The organism is Stenotrophomonas cyclobalanopsidis (assembly GCF_008710035.1).
Lineage (GTDB): Bacteria > Pseudomonadota > Gammaproteobacteria > Xanthomonadales > Xanthomonadaceae > Stenotrophomonas > Stenotrophomonas cyclobalanopsidis.
This window is the reverse complement of the sequence record NZ_VYKI01000005.1, coordinates 147,653-164,204: the sequence shown is the minus strand read 5'-3', so window position 1 is coordinate 164,204 and position 16,552 is coordinate 147,653. Positions and strand designations below refer to the sequence as shown.

The 16,552-nt window shown below is 67.2% G+C and carries 16 protein-coding genes; 5 read left to right on the top strand and 11 right to left on the bottom strand.

The genetic code is table 11. The annotated features are described in order from the left end of the window. Positions 1-30: 30 nt before the first annotated feature. The 5 genes from flgE to FJU31_RS06300 form a co-directional block, all read right to left on the bottom strand. Entirely contained in the window at positions 31-1,254 is a 1,224-nt protein-coding gene (gene flgE / locus FJU31_RS06320; protein WP_150453981.1) for a flagellar hook protein FlgE, read from the bottom strand. 32 nt (positions 1,255-1,286) lie between these two features. Next, positions 1,287-1,967 carry a flagellar hook assembly protein FlgD gene (locus tag FJU31_RS06315; protein WP_150453980.1) on the bottom strand — a complete coding sequence of 227 codons (681 nt, stop codon included), beginning with the start codon at positions 1,965-1,967 and terminating at the stop codon, positions 1,287-1,289. 23 nt (positions 1,968-1,990) lie between these two features. Then, positions 1,991-2,398, bottom strand: coding sequence for a flagellar basal body rod protein FlgC (flgC, locus tag FJU31_RS06310; protein ID WP_079221843.1), 408 nt, complete (start codon positions 2,396-2,398; stop codon positions 1,991-1,993). A 3-nt stretch (positions 2,399-2,401) separates the two neighbouring features. Beyond that, complete coding sequence (gene flgB, locus FJU31_RS06305) at positions 2,402-2,797, bottom strand: flagellar basal body rod protein FlgB (RefSeq protein ID WP_108765130.1); 396 nt, start codon at positions 2,795-2,797, stop codon at positions 2,402-2,404. Between the two features lie 147 nt (positions 2,798-2,944). Further along, on the bottom strand, positions 2,945-3,889 hold the full coding sequence (locus FJU31_RS06300; protein ID WP_089241055.1) for a chemotaxis protein: 945 nt from the start codon (positions 3,887-3,889) through the stop codon (positions 2,945-2,947). Between the two features lie 206 nt (positions 3,890-4,095). On the opposite strand from FJU31_RS06300, the gene flgA reads away from it, so the two are divergent. The 4 genes from flgA (at position 4,096) to FJU31_RS06280 (ending at position 6,779) form a co-directional block, all read left to right on the top strand. Continuing rightward, positions 4,096-4,752: a flagellar basal body P-ring formation chaperone FlgA gene (gene flgA, locus FJU31_RS06295; RefSeq protein WP_150453979.1), complete on the top strand. Its 657-nt coding sequence runs from the start codon at positions 4,096-4,098 to the stop codon at positions 4,750-4,752. Between the two features lie 75 nt (positions 4,753-4,827). Continuing rightward, positions 4,828-5,133 carry a flagellar biosynthesis anti-sigma factor FlgM gene (gene flgM, locus FJU31_RS06290; RefSeq protein ID WP_150453978.1) on the top strand — a complete coding sequence of 102 codons (306 nt, stop codon included), beginning with the start codon at positions 4,828-4,830 and terminating at the stop codon, positions 5,131-5,133. Then, entirely contained in the window at positions 5,130-5,468 is a 339-nt protein-coding gene (locus FJU31_RS06285; protein ID WP_108768821.1) for a flagellar protein FlgN, read from the top strand. Before flgM ends, FJU31_RS06285 begins: the two co-directional genes overlap by 4 nt. Before the next feature lie 93 nt (positions 5,469-5,561). Beyond that, positions 5,562-6,779 carry an ATP-binding protein gene (locus FJU31_RS06280; protein ID WP_150453977.1) on the top strand — a complete coding sequence of 406 codons (1,218 nt, stop codon included), beginning with the start codon at positions 5,562-5,564 and terminating at the stop codon, positions 6,777-6,779. Between the two features lie 72 nt (positions 6,780-6,851). On the opposite strand, the gene FJU31_RS06275 is transcribed toward FJU31_RS06280, so the two are convergent. Next, entirely contained in the window at positions 6,852-8,627 is a 1,776-nt protein-coding gene (locus FJU31_RS06275) for an EAL domain-containing protein (protein ID WP_150453976.1), read from the bottom strand. A gap of 3 nt (positions 8,628-8,630) precedes the next feature. Further along, positions 8,631-10,733 carry a sensor histidine kinase gene (locus FJU31_RS06270; protein ID WP_150453975.1) on the bottom strand — a complete coding sequence of 701 codons (2,103 nt, stop codon included), beginning with the start codon at positions 10,731-10,733 and terminating at the stop codon, positions 8,631-8,633. 131 nt (positions 10,734-10,864) lie between these two features. Here FJU31_RS06270 and FJU31_RS06265 point away from each other — a divergent pair, with 131 nt between their 5' ends. After that, positions 10,865-13,603 carry a bifunctional diguanylate cyclase/phosphodiesterase gene (locus FJU31_RS06265; protein ID WP_150453974.1) on the top strand — a complete coding sequence of 913 codons (2,739 nt, stop codon included), beginning with the start codon at positions 10,865-10,867 and terminating at the stop codon, positions 13,601-13,603. Positions 13,604-13,704: 101 nt separating this feature from the next. Here FJU31_RS06265 and FJU31_RS06260 read toward each other — a convergent pair whose 3' ends face one another. From FJU31_RS06260 to FJU31_RS06245, 4 genes are all read right to left on the bottom strand, one after another. Next, positions 13,705-14,232: a hypothetical protein gene (locus FJU31_RS06260; RefSeq protein ID WP_150453973.1), complete on the bottom strand. Its 528-nt coding sequence runs from the start codon at positions 14,230-14,232 to the stop codon at positions 13,705-13,707. A gap of 105 nt (positions 14,233-14,337) precedes the next feature. Continuing rightward, positions 14,338-14,802, bottom strand: coding sequence for a hypothetical protein (locus FJU31_RS06255; protein WP_150453972.1), 465 nt, complete (start codon positions 14,800-14,802; stop codon positions 14,338-14,340). Positions 14,803-14,906: 104 nt separating this feature from the next. Continuing rightward, positions 14,907-15,128: a hypothetical protein gene (locus tag FJU31_RS06250; protein WP_150453971.1), complete on the bottom strand. Its 222-nt coding sequence runs from the start codon at positions 15,126-15,128 to the stop codon at positions 14,907-14,909. 98 nt (positions 15,129-15,226) lie between these two features. Continuing rightward, positions 15,227-16,417, bottom strand: coding sequence for a methyl-accepting chemotaxis protein (locus tag FJU31_RS06245; protein WP_150453970.1), 1,191 nt, complete (start codon positions 16,415-16,417; stop codon positions 15,227-15,229). Positions 16,418-16,552 lie beyond the last annotated feature (135 nt).

Sequence of the window (16,552 nt, the reverse complement as noted above, 5' to 3'; positions counted from 1 at the left end):
GGGGCGTTCCGTGACAGGGTCAGCAGGTCATCAACGGATGTTGATGACGGTCTGGGTGATCTGGTCCTGCGTGGTGATCATCTGCGCGTTGGCCTGGAAGTTGCGCTGCGCGGTGATCATGTTCACCAGCTGCTCGGTCAGGTCCACGGTCGATGCTTCCAGCGCGCCCGCCTGGATCTTGCCGAGGTTGGAGCTGTCCGGCGCCGCGGTGCGCGGCGTGCCCGATTCGAAGGTCTCCACCCACAGGTTGTTGCCCTTCTGCGCCAGGCCCTGGGTGTTGTTGAAGCTGGTCAGGGCGACCTGGCCCAGCGGCTTGTCATCGCCGTTGGAATAGCGTGCATACACCACGCCGCTGTCGGAGACGGTGATTTCGTTGAGCTTGCCGGCCGCATAGCCGTCCTGCTGCGTGTTGCGCAGGGCGAACTTTTCTCCGTACTGGGTCGAGCCGCTGATGTCCAGGGTCATGTTCAGTTCGCCCGCGCCCGTGGTCGGCGTGAACGTGCCCAGGCTGACCTTGCCATTGGTCGGGGTGGTGAGCTTGCCGCTGTTGTCGAACGCGATTGCCGTCGGCGTGCCGGCCGGCTCGCCATCGACGTAGTTGTGCACGGTCCAGGCGTTGGTTGCGGCGTCCTTGACGAAGTACGACACCTGGATGTGGCTGACGCCCAGCGAGTCATAGACGGTGATGCCGCCGCTGGACTGGTTGTAGCTGTTGGAATCGGTCGGGTCGAAATCGGCGACCGTCGGCTCCTTGGCGTTGGCGGGCAGGGTGAAGCCCACCTTCACTTCGCTGGTCTGCTTGGGCGGACTGTCGGTGGTCAGCAGCTGCAGGTCGACCAGGCGGCCGGCGTCGAAGCTGGTGCCATCGGCGTTGGGCGCGAACACCTGCAGGCGTGCGCCCTGCGGGTTGACCACATAACCGGCCGAGTCGGTCTGGAAGTTGCCGGCGCGCGAATAGACGCGTGCGCCGTTCATGTTCATGGTGAAGAAGCCCTCACCGGAAATGGCCATGTCCAGGCTGCGGCCCGTCTGGTCGTTGTTGCCCTGGATGAACTGCTGGGCCACATTGGTGACGCGTACACCGGAGCCGGTCTGGCTGTTGGACAGGCCGTAGCTGGTGGCGGCGAACAGATCGGCGAACTCGGCACGCGACTGCTTGAAGCCGACCGTGTTGACGTTGGCGACGTTGTTGGCCGTGACGCTCAGGTCGGTATTGGCGGCGTTGATGCCGGACAGCGATACATTGAAGCCCATGGGATTGCTCCTGGTGAATGCGGGGGTGCGGCTCAGCTGACGCGGAGCACGTAATCGATCGGGGCCGTGCCCAGGCCCTTGAGGTTCAGGTACAGGCCATCGGAACCAACGGTCACGCTTTCGACTGGTGCCTGCACGTACGTGGAGAGCTTGGTGCTGGTGCCTGCGGTGTCGACGTGGTTGGCGACGATGGAGTACTTGCCCGGTTCCATGCGCTTGCCATTGGCGTCCTTGCCGTCCCACTTGAATGCGACCTCACCGGCGGCGCTGGCCTCGACACTGATCGAGGTGACCTTGCTGCCGTTGGCATCGGTGACATCGACGGTGACGATGCCGGCGGCCGGTGCAGCGACGGTGCCAGTGACATCGCCTTCCGCTTCGAGTACCAGCTTCTCAGACGGCACCAGCACTTCATGGCCGACCAGCGCCGCGCCACGCAGAACCTGGTCACTGGCCATCGATTCCTGGAAGCCCTTCACCGAGGTGTTGAGGTCGGTGATGCCCTGCACGGTGGACATCTGCGCCATCTGCGCGACCATCTGCGTGTTGTCCATGGGCTTCAGCGGATCCTGGTGCTGCAGCTGCTCGGTCATCAGGCGCAGGAAGTCGGCCTGGTCGAGCGTGTTCTTCTTCTTGGTGTTGGTGCTGTTGGGGGCATTCAGGCCGAGTGCGGCGTAGACGTCCTGGTTGGTCTGGGTGGTGACGGTGGTCATGCGGTGGTCCTCGCGGGCGCGCCTCAGCGGCCCATGGTCAGGGTGGCCAGGGCCAGTTCCTTGGCGGTGGTCAACATCTCCACGCCCGCCTGGTAATTACGCGAGGTCGAGATCAGGTTGACCATCTGCGCCACCGGATCGACGTCGGGCTGGTAGATGTAGCCATCGGCATCGGCCAGCGGATGGCCGGGCTCGTAGCGCTTGATCGGCGCCGCATCGCTCTGGGTGATTTCCTTGACCTTCACCGAGGTGATGTTCGGATCGGTCTTGCTGGTCACGGCCTGGAAGATCGGCTCCAGCGGCTTGTAGACCGCGTCGGCCGAGCCGGCGATGCTGTCGGCGTTGGACAGGTTGGAGGCGATAGTGCTCATGCGCACCGACTGCGCCTGCAGTGCGGAGCCGGCGATATCGAAGATCGGCAGGTTGCTCATGGCTTACTGCCCCGTGATCGCGGTGAGCATGGAACGGACCTTGCTCTCGACGAAGCTGAGCGAGGCACGATATTCCAGCGCGGCGCGGCCATAGGCGGCACGCTCGGCATCGGGGTCGACGGTGTTGCCGTCCAGGCTGGGCTGCACGCCCTCGCGGGCCACCTGGAACGGGTTCAGGCCACTACTGATCTCGTAGTGCTGCTCGTTCGTGGTGGTCATCAGGCCGTTGGCGTCCAGCCCCTGGGCATTGCGCAGGGCGGCGTCGAAGTCCAGGTCCTGGGCCTTGTAGCCGGGAGTGTCGGCATTGCCGAGGTTGCTGGCGATCAGCTTCATCCGCTGTTCGCGCAACGGCATGGCCTGGGCATGCACGCCCAGGTAATCGGTAATCAGGTTGCGCACGGTGCACTCCCACGGGAACGATGCCCGGGAAGCTGCAAGGGGTGTGCCAAAGGCGTGGGGGCCGCCGGGCCTGGCCTGGCGCTACCCGGGGGTGCGGGATGTTGCGGTAGCGCCGGGCCATGCCCGGCGGGGGCGCGTGGGGCGGCCTTACGCCGCCATCGCCACCTTGCGCAGGCGGTCCAGCACGAAGTCGGCCAGCTCGTGCGGCGAGTACTTGGCCACGAAGGCGTTGGCGCCCACGCGCTCCACCATCGCATTGTTGAATACGCCGGACAGGGAGGTGTGCAGCAGCACATACAGCCCGGACAGGCCAGCGTGGCGCCGGATTTCCGTCGTCAGCGTATACCCGTCCATGGCGGGCATCTCGATGTCAGAGATCACCATGGCGTAGCGGTCGGCGGGGTTTTCGCCAGAGGCGTGGATCTGCAGCAGGTGGTCCAGCGCCTGCTTGCCATCGGACAGCAGGGTGGCGCCCACCCCCAGCTGGTCCAGCACGCTGCGGATCTGCTGGCGGGCCACGCGCGAATCGTCCACCACCAGCACCTGCAGCTGCGGGGCGTCGGCCGGCATGGCCATGGCCGGGTCCAGCACAGCCTCCCCACGCACCTGGGCGATGTCGGCCAGCACGCTTTCCACGTCGATCACCTGGATCAGCTCGCCCTGGAAGCGGGTCACCGCGGTCAGGTAGCTCGACTCGGCGCCCAGCTCCGGCGGCGGGTGGATGTCCTCCACCGCGATGTTGACGATGCGCTCGACCCCGCTCACCAGGAAGCCCTGGATCGAGCGGTTGAACTCGGTCACCACCAGGTAGCCGGGGGCGGTGTCCGCGTCCGGCTCACGCTCGGGGTGGCCGATGGCCAGGCCCAGATCCAGCACCGGCACCGAGCGGCCCCGCACGTCGGCCACGCCGGCGAACTGGCCGGGCAGGCCGGGCACCTGGAACAGCTCCGGGCGGCGCAGGACTTCCTGCACCTTGAAGACGTTGACGCCAAAAAGCTGACGTCCGCCGAGACGGAACAGCAGCAGCGCCAGGCGATTGTGGCCGGCCAGTCGGGTCCGCTGGTCGATCCGGTTGAGCAGGTCATGGGACATGGCTGCTGTATCGGCGTGGGGGCGGCCAAACTTGAGGCGTATCTGCATCGTAGAGTCGACCGTTGGTCGACTGCCTGATTGGTAGAGTCGACTGTTAGTCGACCGGGATCGCTATTTAAAAGCGGTCGCCCCCACCAAGGACGCATCCCGCCCGCTGGCACGCCACTTGCACGCACCCGGCCAGGTCTCGCCGAACAGGAGGCGCCATGCGCCGGATCGCATCTCTATTGGCCATCGCTCTGGCGCTTGCCTCGCCATGGGCGGCAGCCACCGACTGGCAGCCGGTCGCCAGCATCCGCACGGCGGCGCTGTCGACCCTGCCAGCAGGCGCCGAGGGCGAGGCCGTGGTGGCCGATGCAATGCGCCTGCCGCGCTGCGGGTCGGCCCTGCAGGTGCAGCCCACCGCCAACACCACGGTGGAGGTCAGCTGCCCCGATGCCGGCGGCTGGCGCCTGTTCGTGCCGGTGAAGGTGCGACACAACCAGGCCGTATTGGTCCTCACCCGTGGCATTGCCACTGGAGAAACCCTGGCTGCGGCCGATATCAGCACTGCCCAGCGTGATGCCGCACGGATCGCAGGAGCCGTGCTGTCCGACCCCGCTGCGGCAGTCGGTCGCATTGCCCGTCGGCCCCTGCAGGCTGGAAGCCTGCTGTCGGCCAACGACCTGGTCACCGAACGTCTCATCAAGCGAGGAGACAACGTGGCCCTGGTGTCGCGGCGCGGTTCGGTCGAGGTGCGCATTGCCGGCCGGGCGATGGGCGATGCGGGCGAGAACGACCGTGTCTCCGTTGAGAACCTGTCCTCCCGCCGCATCGTGCAGGGGACCGTGGACGCCCATGGTGACGTAATTGTGGCGCGTTGAAAAAGTAAGAGATTTCCCTAAAGATCACGGCCCAGCGGCCGTTATCCCTTGTGAACGGCAACTCCAGGACACCCCATGAGCCAGAAAATCGACGGCAACCTGCAGGTCCCCCAGGCACTGCGCAGCGTGACGACCCCGGCCACCAAGCCCGGCGTCAGCGGCGATGCGCCGGCGCGCCCGGTGGAGGCCGCGGACAGCCTGCGCCTGACCGGCGAGGCCACCAACCTGCAGGCGCTCGAGCGTGAGCTGAGCACCGCCCCGGCCATCGACACCCAGCGTGTCGCCGCCGTGCGCGAGTCGCTGCAGAGCGGCAGCTACAAGATCAATCCGGACGCGATCGCATCGCGCATGCTCGAACTGGACCAGCAGCTGCAGGGATGACCGCGGCGATGAGTGAACATCTTCAGCGACTTGCCCAGGCCCTGGATGTCGAGCATCAGGCCCTGGTCGAGCACGATGTGCACGCGCTGATCCGCGCGACCGGCGCCAAGCTGGAAGCACTGCGCGCCCTGGACTCCACCCCGCCGGTGGGTGAGGGCGAGCAGCTGCAGGCGCTGGCCGAGCGCAACCGCGCCAATGGCGTGCTGTTGTCGCGCCGCCGCCGCGAGGTGGACTGGGCACTGCGCCAGCTCGGCCGCACCGAGGCATCCTCCTCGTACGACGCCAAGGGCCAGGCCCACACGGTCAACGCACGCCGGCCACTGGCCGTCGCCTGATCGATCCACCGGCCGCCGGCGGCAGCCGGTGGGCTGCTGCGCTGGCGCGGCAGCGCGTATATTGGGCGCCTGTTCGCAAGCCCCCGAGTCGCCGTGTCCGCCGCCAACGCCCTGGTTACCGCCCCCCTTCCGCCGCAGCCGGTGCTGCAGGCACTGCTAGAGCGCCTGCGCGAAGGCATGCTGCTGTTCACCGAAGACGGGCAGGTCGCCCTGGCCAATCCGGCCGCACAGAATCTGCTGGGCAGCAACGAGACCACCGGCCCTGCGCCACAGCGCCTGCGTGAGCTGTTGCCGCCGGACGCACTGGAGCAGGCCCGCCTGCACGGGCAGTGGAACGGCAGCCTGCCGGTCGGCGAGGGCGTGGTCATCGCCCACCTCTACCACCACGGCCAGCCGGGCAGCGGCCACTATCTGGCTCTGTTCCGCCCCATCGAGGGGCAGGAAGACTACGAGCGCGAGCTGCAGCAGCGCCATGCCGAACTGCGCCAGGCGTACCTGCGCCTCAACGGCACCCAGGAAAAGCTGCTGCAGTCGGAAAAGATGGCCTCCATCGGCCAGCTCGCCGCCGGCGTGGCGCACGAGATCAACAACCCGATCGGCTACGTGCACTCCAACCTCGGCAGCCTGCAGGAATACCTGCGCAGTCTGTTCACCGTCATCGAAGCGTACGAGCGGGCCCTGCGCGCACCGGACCCGAAGGCGCTGATCCCGGAAATCGACGATATCCGTGACCGCCTGGACATCGATTTCATCAGTCGCGACCTGCCGCAGCTGATGGCCGAATCGCGCGAGGGCATCGAGCGGGTGACCCGCATCGTGCGCGACCTGAAGGACTTCTCGTATTCCGGCCGCGACGAGTCGTGGAAGCTGGTGGACCTGCATTCCGGCCTGGAATCGACCATCAACATCATCTGGAACGAGCTCAAGTACAAGGTCACCCTGCACCGCGAGTTCGGCCAGCTGCCGTTGGTGGAGTGCCTGCCTTCGGAGCTCAACCAGGTCTACATGAACCTGCTGCTCAATGCCGGCCATGCCATTGCCGAGCGCGGCACCATCACCGTGCGCACCGGCGTGGACGGCGACACGGTCTGGGTGGAGTTCGAGGACACCGGCGGCGGTATTTCGCCGGAACTGCGCCAGCGCATCTTCGATCCGTTCTTCACCACCAAGCCGGTGGGCAGCGGCACCGGCCTGGGCCTGTCGATCTCCTACAGCATCATCAACAAGCACCACGGCCGCATCGACCTGGACAGCACGCCCGGCGTCGGCTCGCGCTTCCGCGTGGTGCTGCCGATCAAGCAGCCGCGCTGACCGGATCCGCCGGGCATGGCCCGGCGCTACCCACACACAATGGTAGCGCCGGGCCATGCCCGGCGGCTTCCCTCACCGCAGCGGCGAGCGTTCCTCGCCTGCATCCGCCGCTTCCACCGCCGTCGGCCCCGCATTGCTGCGCCGCTGTTCCTCGTACGTGCGGAACGCCTGGTGGATGTGCTTGCGCAGCTCATCGTCGTTCCAGGGTTTGGTCAGGAAGCGGTAGATCGCGCCGCGGTTGATTGCATCGGTCACCGTGTTCAGATCGGTGTAGCCGGACAGCACCAGGCGGATCGTATCCGGGTACAGCATCTTCACCCGGCCGAGGAACTCGGTGCCGCTCATGTCGCTCATGCGCTGGTCGGACAGGATCACCTGCACGTCGTTGATCGCCAACAGGTCGAACGCATCGCGCACGTTGCCGGCGGCCAGGATGCGGTAGCCATCGCGACGGAACAGGCGCACCAGCGAACGCAGCACGTTCTCCTCGTCGTCCAGCAGCAGCAGGGTGCGGTCCGGGCGGGTCTCGGCGAAGGCTTCCGGGCGCAGGTAGCGGCGGCGCAGGGTCATGCCGGCGGCATCGGCCGACATCGGCTCGCCAAACAGGTAGCCCTGGAACACGTCGCAGTCGTTGCGACGCAGGAAGCCCAGCTGTGCCTGCGATTCCACGCCGTTGGCAATCACCGTCATGCCCAGCTGGTGGCCCATCGCGATGATCGCGCGGGCGATGGCGGCCTCGCGGTTGCCGGCTGGTGCGCTCTTGATGAAACTGCGGTCGATCTTCAGCTTGTCCACCGGGTAGCGCACCAGCGCGCTGAGGCTGGAATCACCGGTGCCGAAGTTGTCCAGGCTCAGGCTGATGCCTTCGTTGCGCAGATTGGCCAGGGTCTCGTGGACGAAGTTGACGTTGTTGGTCAGCGCGCTTTCGTTGATCTCCAGCGTCAGCATCTGCGCCGGCACGCCCGCGGCCTGGATCAGTCCCATCACCTCGGCGAAGAAGTTCGGACGCAGCAGCTGCAGGGTCGACACGTTCACGGCGATGGTGAAGTCATCGAAGCCCTGGTCGCGCCACAGCCGCGCCTGTTTCAGCGCGCCTTCCAGCACCCAGGTGCCGATCTGCACGATGATGCCCAGGCGCTCGGCGGTGCGCATGAAGCGCTCCGGTACCAGCATGCCAAGGGTCGGCGACTGCCAGCGCAGCAGCGCCTCCATGCCCACCACGTGCCCATCGCGGGCGCTGACCAGCGGCTGGTAGCGCAGCTTCAGTTCGCCATTGGGGATCGCATCGACGATCTGGCGGGCGATGATGCTCTCGCTGTGCGCGCTCGGCGGGGTGTCCACCGCGTGGATGCGCACCGCATTGCCGCCTTCTCGGGCGGCCTGGTACAGCGCATCTTCGGCGTGGTCGAGCAGGCGGGAGGCGTTGCTGGCGTGCTCCGGGCACAGGCTCACGCCCAGCTTGCCGGTCATGAAGAGTGTGTACGGCAGCACCGACAGCGGCAGCTCCATCTGCTGGCGGATCTCTTCGGCGAAGTCTTCCGGCAGGGGCAGGTCGGCGGTGCGCGGCACGGCCAGCAGGAACTCATCGCTGCCGTGGCGCCACAGCTTGCCGCGGCCGCGCAGGTAGGACTGCAGGCGCTGCCCGACCAGTACCAGGGCCTGGTCGCCGACCTCGGCGCTCATGTTCTCGTTGACCGATGCGAAGTGGTCGATATCCACGTGCATCAGCATCAGCGGCGTGCCGCCGGAGGCGGCTTCGGTGACCATGGCCTGCAGCTCGGGGTTGCCGGCGCCCAAGCGATCGGGGGCGTCGTCGATGCTGACAGGGGGCATGTTGGGGTTCCACATGGCTCAGTGTTCCGGGGAATCAGCGGCGGTCGCAGTGACCGCCTGGTAAGGAAGATGGACGTCGACGAGCGTACCGGCGCCATGCGCCGACTCGATGCGGACGTTGCCGCCGACGCTCTGCGCACGTTCGCGCATCACGATCAGGCCCAGGCCGCGCGGGCCGTCCGGGTCGAAACCCTCGCCGTCATCGCGGATCAGCAGGTGCAGGCCGCGCTGCTCGATATCGCGCAGCTGCAGCTGCACCTGGCTGGCACGGGCGTGGCGCAGCACGTTGGTCAGGCTTTCCTGAGCGATGCGGAAACAGGCCTGTTCGATGCTGTTGTCCGGGCGCGCGGGCAGGGTGTCGATCTCGGCCAGCAGCTCCACCGGCGAGGATCGGAACAGCACCCGCGCCTGCCAGCTCAGGGCCGCCTCCAGGCCCAGAGCGTCCAGCTGCGGCGGGCGCAGCAGGGTGGAGATGTCGCGCAACTTGGCCACCGTGGTGTCGGCCAGGCTGACGATCTGCGCCAGATCTTCGCTGCGGCGTCGTGCGTCTGCTTCATCCTGCGCGGCGTAGGCGGAAAGCTTGATGGCGGTGATGGCCTGGCCGATGTCATCGTGCAGGTCGCGCGAGATGGCGCGGCGCTCGTCTTCCTGTAGCGAGAACAGGCGGCCGGCCATGGCCTGCAGTTCGCGGTTGCTGGTTTCCAGCGCGGTGCGCGTGCGTTCGGATTCGCTCAGGTCACGCACGATCAGCAGCTTGCAGTCGCGGCCGCCGTAGCGCACCTCGCCCACCGCCAGGCCGGCGTGGAAGCGGCGGCCATCGGCGCGCTGCATCACCACCACGCTGTTGTGCCCGGGGCTGTGCTGCGGCTGACCGGCGCGCAGCTGCAGGCGCACCCGGTCCAGCTCCGCCGGGTCCACCAGTGCATCCAGCGGCTCGCCCAGCAGGGTCTGGCTGCCATAGCCGAACAGGGCCGCGGCCCAGGCGTTGGCATACAGCACGTGCTCGTCGGACAGGATCACCACGCCGTCGGGGAGCACCCGCACCAGCTCGCGGAACTGCTCCTCGCGCTCACGCAGCAGGCGTCGCGACTGCTCGCGCTCGGTCACATCCTGCAGGGTGCCGAGCACCCGCTCGCGACCGGCCTCGTCCGTGCCGCTGGCCGCGCGCAGGTGCACCATCAGGGTGCGGCCATCCATCGACAGCACCGGCAGCAGCACATCCACCTGCAGCTTGGGGTCGGTGTACAGTTCGGCCAGCAGCTGCTCGGTCTGCGCGGCCGTGGTCGGGTCGGCCGGCACCAGCAGCTCATCGAAACGATGCCAGCGCCGTGCTTCGGGCGGGCGCCGGCCCAGCAAACGGTACACCTGGCTGGAGTAGCGGCCGAGGCCGCTGGACGGGTCCAGCTCCCAGGCGCCGATGCGGGCCAGTTCGTGTGCCTCTTCCACGCGGGCCAGGGCCTGGTCGCGGCGCAGCTGGGCCAGATCCTCGGCAGTGCGGTCGATGGCGATCAGCAGGCGGGCGTTGTGGCCGTCGTAGCCGATCGCGTTCGAGCGCAGTTCCATCTGCCGCACGCTGCCATCGCGCAGCTGCAGCGGGGTGCGCAGCACGCAGATCTGCTCGGGGGCCTCGCGGATCGCCTCCAGCTTGTTCTGCAGGATCAGCCGGTCGCCGGGTGGCCACAACACGTCGATGGTCTGCTCCAGCAGCGCCTCGCGTTCCCAGCCGAAGGCCAGGCAGGCGGCCGGGTTGGCGTCGAGGATGGCCAGGCTGTCCAGGTCGTAGACCAGGATCGGCCCGGGGTTGCCCTCGAACATCTGCCGCAGGCGCAGCTCCGAGCCCTGCAGGCGCGCATGGGTGCGCAGCACGTGCTCGGCCAGGGGGCGCAGCAGCAGGTACAGCAGGCCGGCGCTGGCAAAGGCGAAGAAGGCGTCTTTCACGGTCTGCCAGAACGCCAGCTGCCGCGGGTCCGACATCAGTGCCGCCATGGCGCCATCGGTGGTGATCATCCAGGCCAGCGCCAGCATCAGATAGGTCAGCACCACCCGACGGCGGTCACGACCCAGCGCCTTCGCCATCTGCGGGTCGGGAGCGGGGGCGGTGCCGGTCGGTTCTGCGGGCATGGACAGGGCAGGGGGAGGGGGCGCCAGTCATAGTAACGCGCGGCCGCGTCCAGGCACTCAATTATCCGCCGGACGCGCCGTTAACCACTGCGTGCCCCGCTGTCGGGCGCGCCATTCCGGAGCAACATCGCGTGGACCAAGGGATCATCGCCAGCCTGCTGCAGCACCCGCTTGCCTCGGCGCTGGTCATCGTCGACCGTGGCGGCCGTCCGCTTGCAGCCAACCCGGCCGCGCGCGAACACGGCCTGCCGGCGACGGTGGCCGCCTACGCGCCGATGCTGGAGGACCTGCGCCTGCTGGCGGCCGACGGCGGCATCGTCGCCTGCACCCTGCCGGGTGGTCCGCGCGGCCACTACGACGGCTACCTGCGCGCCGTGCACGATGGCAGCGGCAACCTGCTGGCCTTCACCCTCAGCGTGCCCGAGCCTGTGCCGGTCGATGCCGGCGACCGACGGGAGCTGGCGCTGGAAAGCGCCGGCCACAGCCTGTGGGACTGGGACATTCCCAGCGACCGGGTGGTACGGACGCCTTCGCTGGTGGACGAGACCGCCAACAACATCATGTCCCGGGTCCACAGCGATGACCTGGCCGACATGCGTGCGGCGCTGGACGAGCACCTGCGCGGCCACAGCGAGCAGTACAGCGCCCAGTTCCGCTTCCGCCAGGAGGATGGCCAGTGGCGCTGGGTCCTCGACCGCGGCCGCGTGGTCGCCCGCACCGCCGATGGCCAGCCGCTGCGCATGGTCGGCACGCACACCGATATCGAGCAGCAGAAGCAGCTGGAAGCGCTGCTGCAGGAACAGCAGCTGCACCTGAGCGAGGCCCAGCGCATCGCCAGCATGGGCAGCTGGTCGTTCGACCCGACCAACCACCGGTTCTGGTGGTCGCCCGAGCTGCGCTCGCTGCTGGCCTTGGAACCCGGCGAAGTGCCCGGCCAGCGCCGCTGGCTGAAGCAGCTGCACCCGCGTTCGCGCGGCGCGCTGCGCGCTGCCTGGCGCCGGCTGTGGCGTGACGGCCGCGCTGCCAATCTGGAACTTGAACTGACCCGTGGCAGCGAGCCATCACAGCACCTGCGCCTGTGGATGCAGCCATTGCTGGACATGGATGGCCATCCCAAGCGCCTGCTGGGCCAGGTGCAGAACATCACCGAACAGCACCAGACCGATGCGCTGATCCGCTGGCGCACCGAACTGCTCAACCGCGTGTCCGCGCTGGGCCGCATCGGTGGCTGCGAGATCGAGGTCAGCACCCGGCATATGCAGTGGACCGAGGAGTGCTACCCCATCCACGGCCTGCGCAAGGAGCCGATCACCCTGGACCAGGCGCTGGCGCTGTACACCGAGGATTCGCGCGCGCACTTCGAGGCGGCGCTGATGCGTATCGCCGGTGGTGGCCTGCCCGAACAGCTGGATCTGTGCTTCTACCGCCAGTCCGGCCTGCGCGTGTGGGTGCAGGTGTTGATTGAACTGGATCGTCGCGACGGCCTGCCGCCGCGCTTCGTGGTCCTGTTCCGTGACATCACCCGCGAGCGCGAAGCCAACGAACGCATCGAGCTGCTGGCCCACTACGACCTGCTGACCGGCCTGCCCAACCGCGTGCTGCTGGGCGAGCAGACCGCCGAGGCCATCGAGGAGGCCCACGACCGCGGCACCTCGCTGGCGATGCTGTTCATCGACCTCGATGGCTTCAAGAACATCAACGACAGCTTCGGCCACGCCACCGGCGATGCGCTGCTGAAGGCCGCCGCCACCCGCCTGCACCAGAACCTGCGCAACAACGATCTTTTCGGCCGCTTCAGCGGCGACGAATTCATCGTGGTGCTGCGCGACCTGGCCGAGCCGGAGGATGCCGGCCACGTGGCGCGCAAGCTGATCGGCTCGCTGGCCGAGCCGCTGCGCCGTGGCGACACCACCCTGAAGGTCGGCGCCAGCGTGGGCATCGCCATGCTGGGCGACAGCCAGACCGATTTCGACTCGCTGCTGCGTGCCGCCGACGCGGCGATGTACGCGGCCAAGGAAGCCGGTCGCAACACGTATCAGTACTACAGCCAGGATGCCTTGGCGCGCATCCAGCGCCGGCTGGAGATCGAGCACGGCCTGCACGGCGCCATCGAGCGTGAGGAGTTCAGCCTGGCCTACCAGCCGCTGCTGCATGCCCACCATGGTGAACCGCCGGCGATCGAAGCGCTGCTGCGCTGGCATCGCCCCGGCGTGGGCTACTGCAGCCCGGCCGAGTTCATTCCCATTGCCGAGAAGTGCGGTGAGATCGTGCGCATCGGCGATTGGGTGCTGTCCGAAGCCTGCCGCCAGGCGGCAGCGTGGGATCGTGCCGGCCTGCGTTTCGAGCGCATTGCGGTGAACGTATCGGCGGTGCAGCTCCGTGATCGCGGGTTCGCCGAGCGCGTGATCGAGATCTGCCACGCCCATGGCTGGCCGCCGCAGCGGCTCGAGCTGGAACTGACCGAATCGGCGTTGATCCGTGACACCGACATCCTGCGCCACTGCTTCGACGTGCTGGAACGCCATGGCGTGCCGCTGGCGGTGGATGACTTCGGCACCGGCTTCTCCAACCTCCACTATCTCAACCGTTTCCCAGTGGGCCGCCTGAAGATCGACCGCAGCTTCGTGCAGGGCATGCTGCATGACACGGGCACGGCCGAAGTGACCCAGGCCATCGTCCATCTGGGCCATGCGCTGGGCATGAAGGTGGTGGCCGAAGGCGTGGAGACACACCAGGAAGAAGACATGCTGCGACGGCAGGGGTGCGACGAGATCCAGGGCTACCTGTACTCGCGCCCGCTCAGCCCGCGCGATCTCGCGCTGTGGCTGCGCCAGCAGCACGCCATCCCGGAAGTCGCCCTGGCCCGGTAGCGCCGGGCCACGCCCGGCGGCAGCGATCCGTGCCCTGGTGGGTGCCGACCGTTGGTCGGCACTGATGCATGCACTCGCGATCATCCACGCATGGTGTGGATCTACCGCGGCGGGTCCATGAACCGCCACGGAAATTCCCCCCACACCCGCGCGCGCACGGCCTCAACCACGTTGGCGTAGCGCCGACGCTGGATGCGGTAGCCGATATGGAACAACAGCGGAATCACCAGCATCGGCCACGCCATCGGGCGTAGCAGCACGATGGGTACCAGCAGCACGGTCAGGACCAGTGCGAACCAGCTGCACCGCCCGATAACCCGTACCTCGCGGCGGCGCCGGTCGATAATCAACCGGCCGTGCATCAGCGTGAAGTAGCGCCCACCGAAGCCCGGCGCAAAGCTCTCGCGGAATGCCACGCTGCCATCGGGCAAGGTGTGGAATGACAGACGCGCCCATCTCTCGATTGGCAGGTCGTGTTCCAGCCCGCCCAGCGAAAGGCGCTTCAGATCGTCAGGTGACGCGGCAATGCGCTGGTTGTACAGAACGATGCCCGTGCGAAAGAAGATTGGCGCCCACGTAAACAGCAGCAGCAATTCGATCAGCATCAATGCGATCAGGGCGAGGGCCATTGGTCTTCCATGAACGGGACCGGCGCATCATGCCACGGCTGCGTCACTGTCTGAGTAGATCCACGCCATGCGTGGATGATGTCAGGATGGCCTTGCTCCTGCAGGTCATTCCTCTTCAGCCAGATCGCTCAGGTCCAGGATCTGAGGATCTACACTGTGTGCGACTACGCGTCGGATCATGCCGGACTCCTGCCGGAGTGAGAAGGCAAGCATCGTATGGATGGGATTGAACTCCAGCCACGGACAGGTTGAATGCCCCACAATAACCGGCATGTTGAAGCTGATATCCCTGACGTCGTCCAGCGGCAGGGTCCACTGGCCTCCGTAAAGTTCCCTCACGCTGTCGCCAAGATAACGTGCGAAGACGACCCTTAGGGCGGCGCGTTCGTCCTGCGTCAACGTCGCAGACATTGAAGCGTAAAGGCTCTCCAAGGAATCAAAGCTCTGCAGGCTGCCGTCGAGAACGATGTCTTGGTCCCGTGCTTGTTCGACGAGCCACTCAATCTGATCATCCATGAGGATCAGAAACTGCTCAAAGGCTTCGCGGGCCTCGTCCAGGTCAAGCGTCATGCTGATGCCGCGTCAGATGGGCCGGGCAGTGTGTCCCGTCCATGAAGCGCACGCCATGCAACAAATCCTAAATTGGCATCAGTCGTGCCGGATCGGGGCGCCCGTCACGGATGTTTCAGCGCATCCCCATCCAGTCCAAGATCCCAGGCCATCCCCAGCAGTTCACCCGCGGGCGCCGGCGGGGCAGGGCGGGCATCGGCCAGCTGCCTGAGCTCCTCGATCTCCTCGCGTGCGACCGCCTCCAGCTGCTGCAGCTGTTCGCGCACGCTGGGGTTGCGAGGGCGTTCGGTGGGGTCGATCGGGGGCAGGGCACGGATCAGGGTCATGATGCGCGGGTCGGGGGCATCCAACGGCAGGTAACAGGCAAAGGCCCCGGAATGACCGGGGCGTTGCGGGCTGCCGGAGCAGGCAGCGGACATCAGGATCAGAACAGCTCGACCGTGCCGGCACCCATGTTCTGCTGGGCCACCGGCTTGTGCGGCGGGCGCTCCCACTCGCTGCGCAGTTCGCGCAGGCGGCTGCCGGTGCGCTGCAGGGCGGTGGCGATCTCTTCGTCGAACACGCCGCCGTTACGGTGCAGCAGTTCCTGCAGGGCCACGGCTTCGCGGTTGATCGCAGTCAGGCGGTCCAGGTGGGTGTGCACGCCGCCCAGGGCCTGGGTGGCGATGTCTTCGAACTGCAGGGCGCGCACGGCCTCGGCCACGCTGCCGTCGATCGAACGGGCGCACTCGGACACTTCGCGCATGCCATCGCCCAGCGAGGCATTGATCTGCGCCACGTTGTCCAGCATCGCTGCCGCTTCCTGGCGTGCTTCGCGGGAGCGGTCCATGTCACGCGAGGCCATGTGCGAGACGGTCTCGCGCACCTTGGCGATGGCGTCCTTGGAGCTGTGGGCCAGCTTCCGGATCTGTTCGTTGAAGGTGGTCGAGCGCTCGGACAGGTTGCGCACTTCGTCGGCCACCACTGCGAAGCCACGACCGGCTTCACCGGCACGGGCCGCTTCGATGGCCGCGTTCAGTGCCAGCAGGTTGGTCTGGTCGGCAATCGACTTGACGTCTTCCAGCAGGGCGAAGATGCCGTCGAGGTGCTGGGCCATCTGGTCGATGTGCTGCACGGTGGTGCTGCTCTGGCCGCTCACCTGTTCCAGCGCTTCCACCAGCTGTTCCATGCGGTGGTTGGCGTGCTGGGCGAAGCGGGCGACGTCGAGGCCGGCGTTGCCTTCGTCACCGGCGCGGTCGACGATGCGCGACAGGGCCTGGCTCTGCTGGCGCGACTTGCGGTTCATCGCATCGAAGCTGCCACCGAGGCTGGAGACGGCCTGGCGGATCAGGTCACGGGCGCGTTCGACTTCGCCACGCGAGCCGTCGATTTCGTTGCCGACGAAGCTGCGCAGTTCGGTCAGCAGATGGTCCTGCTCACGCAGGACACGGGCATGTTCCGGGGAACGCTGCGCCTGGGCGCGGGTGGTCCACCACGCAAAGCCCAGCCAGCTCAGCGTCATCGTGGTCAGGATCGCCCAACGCAGGGCGGCCGGCCATTCGAAACCGATGGCGAAGGGGAGCAGCAGGGTCAAGGCCAGGGGGGCGGCCAGGCGGATGAAAATGCGTGAGTACATGGACGTTCTCGGGAGGTGCACGGAGGATGTATCGGCCGTACCCCCTTTCTCTTTAACGTCGATGTGGCTTCTGGAGGCGCCGGATTTCTGACGCGTTCGCCGGGCATGGCCCGGCGCTACCAAGGGCGTGACTGA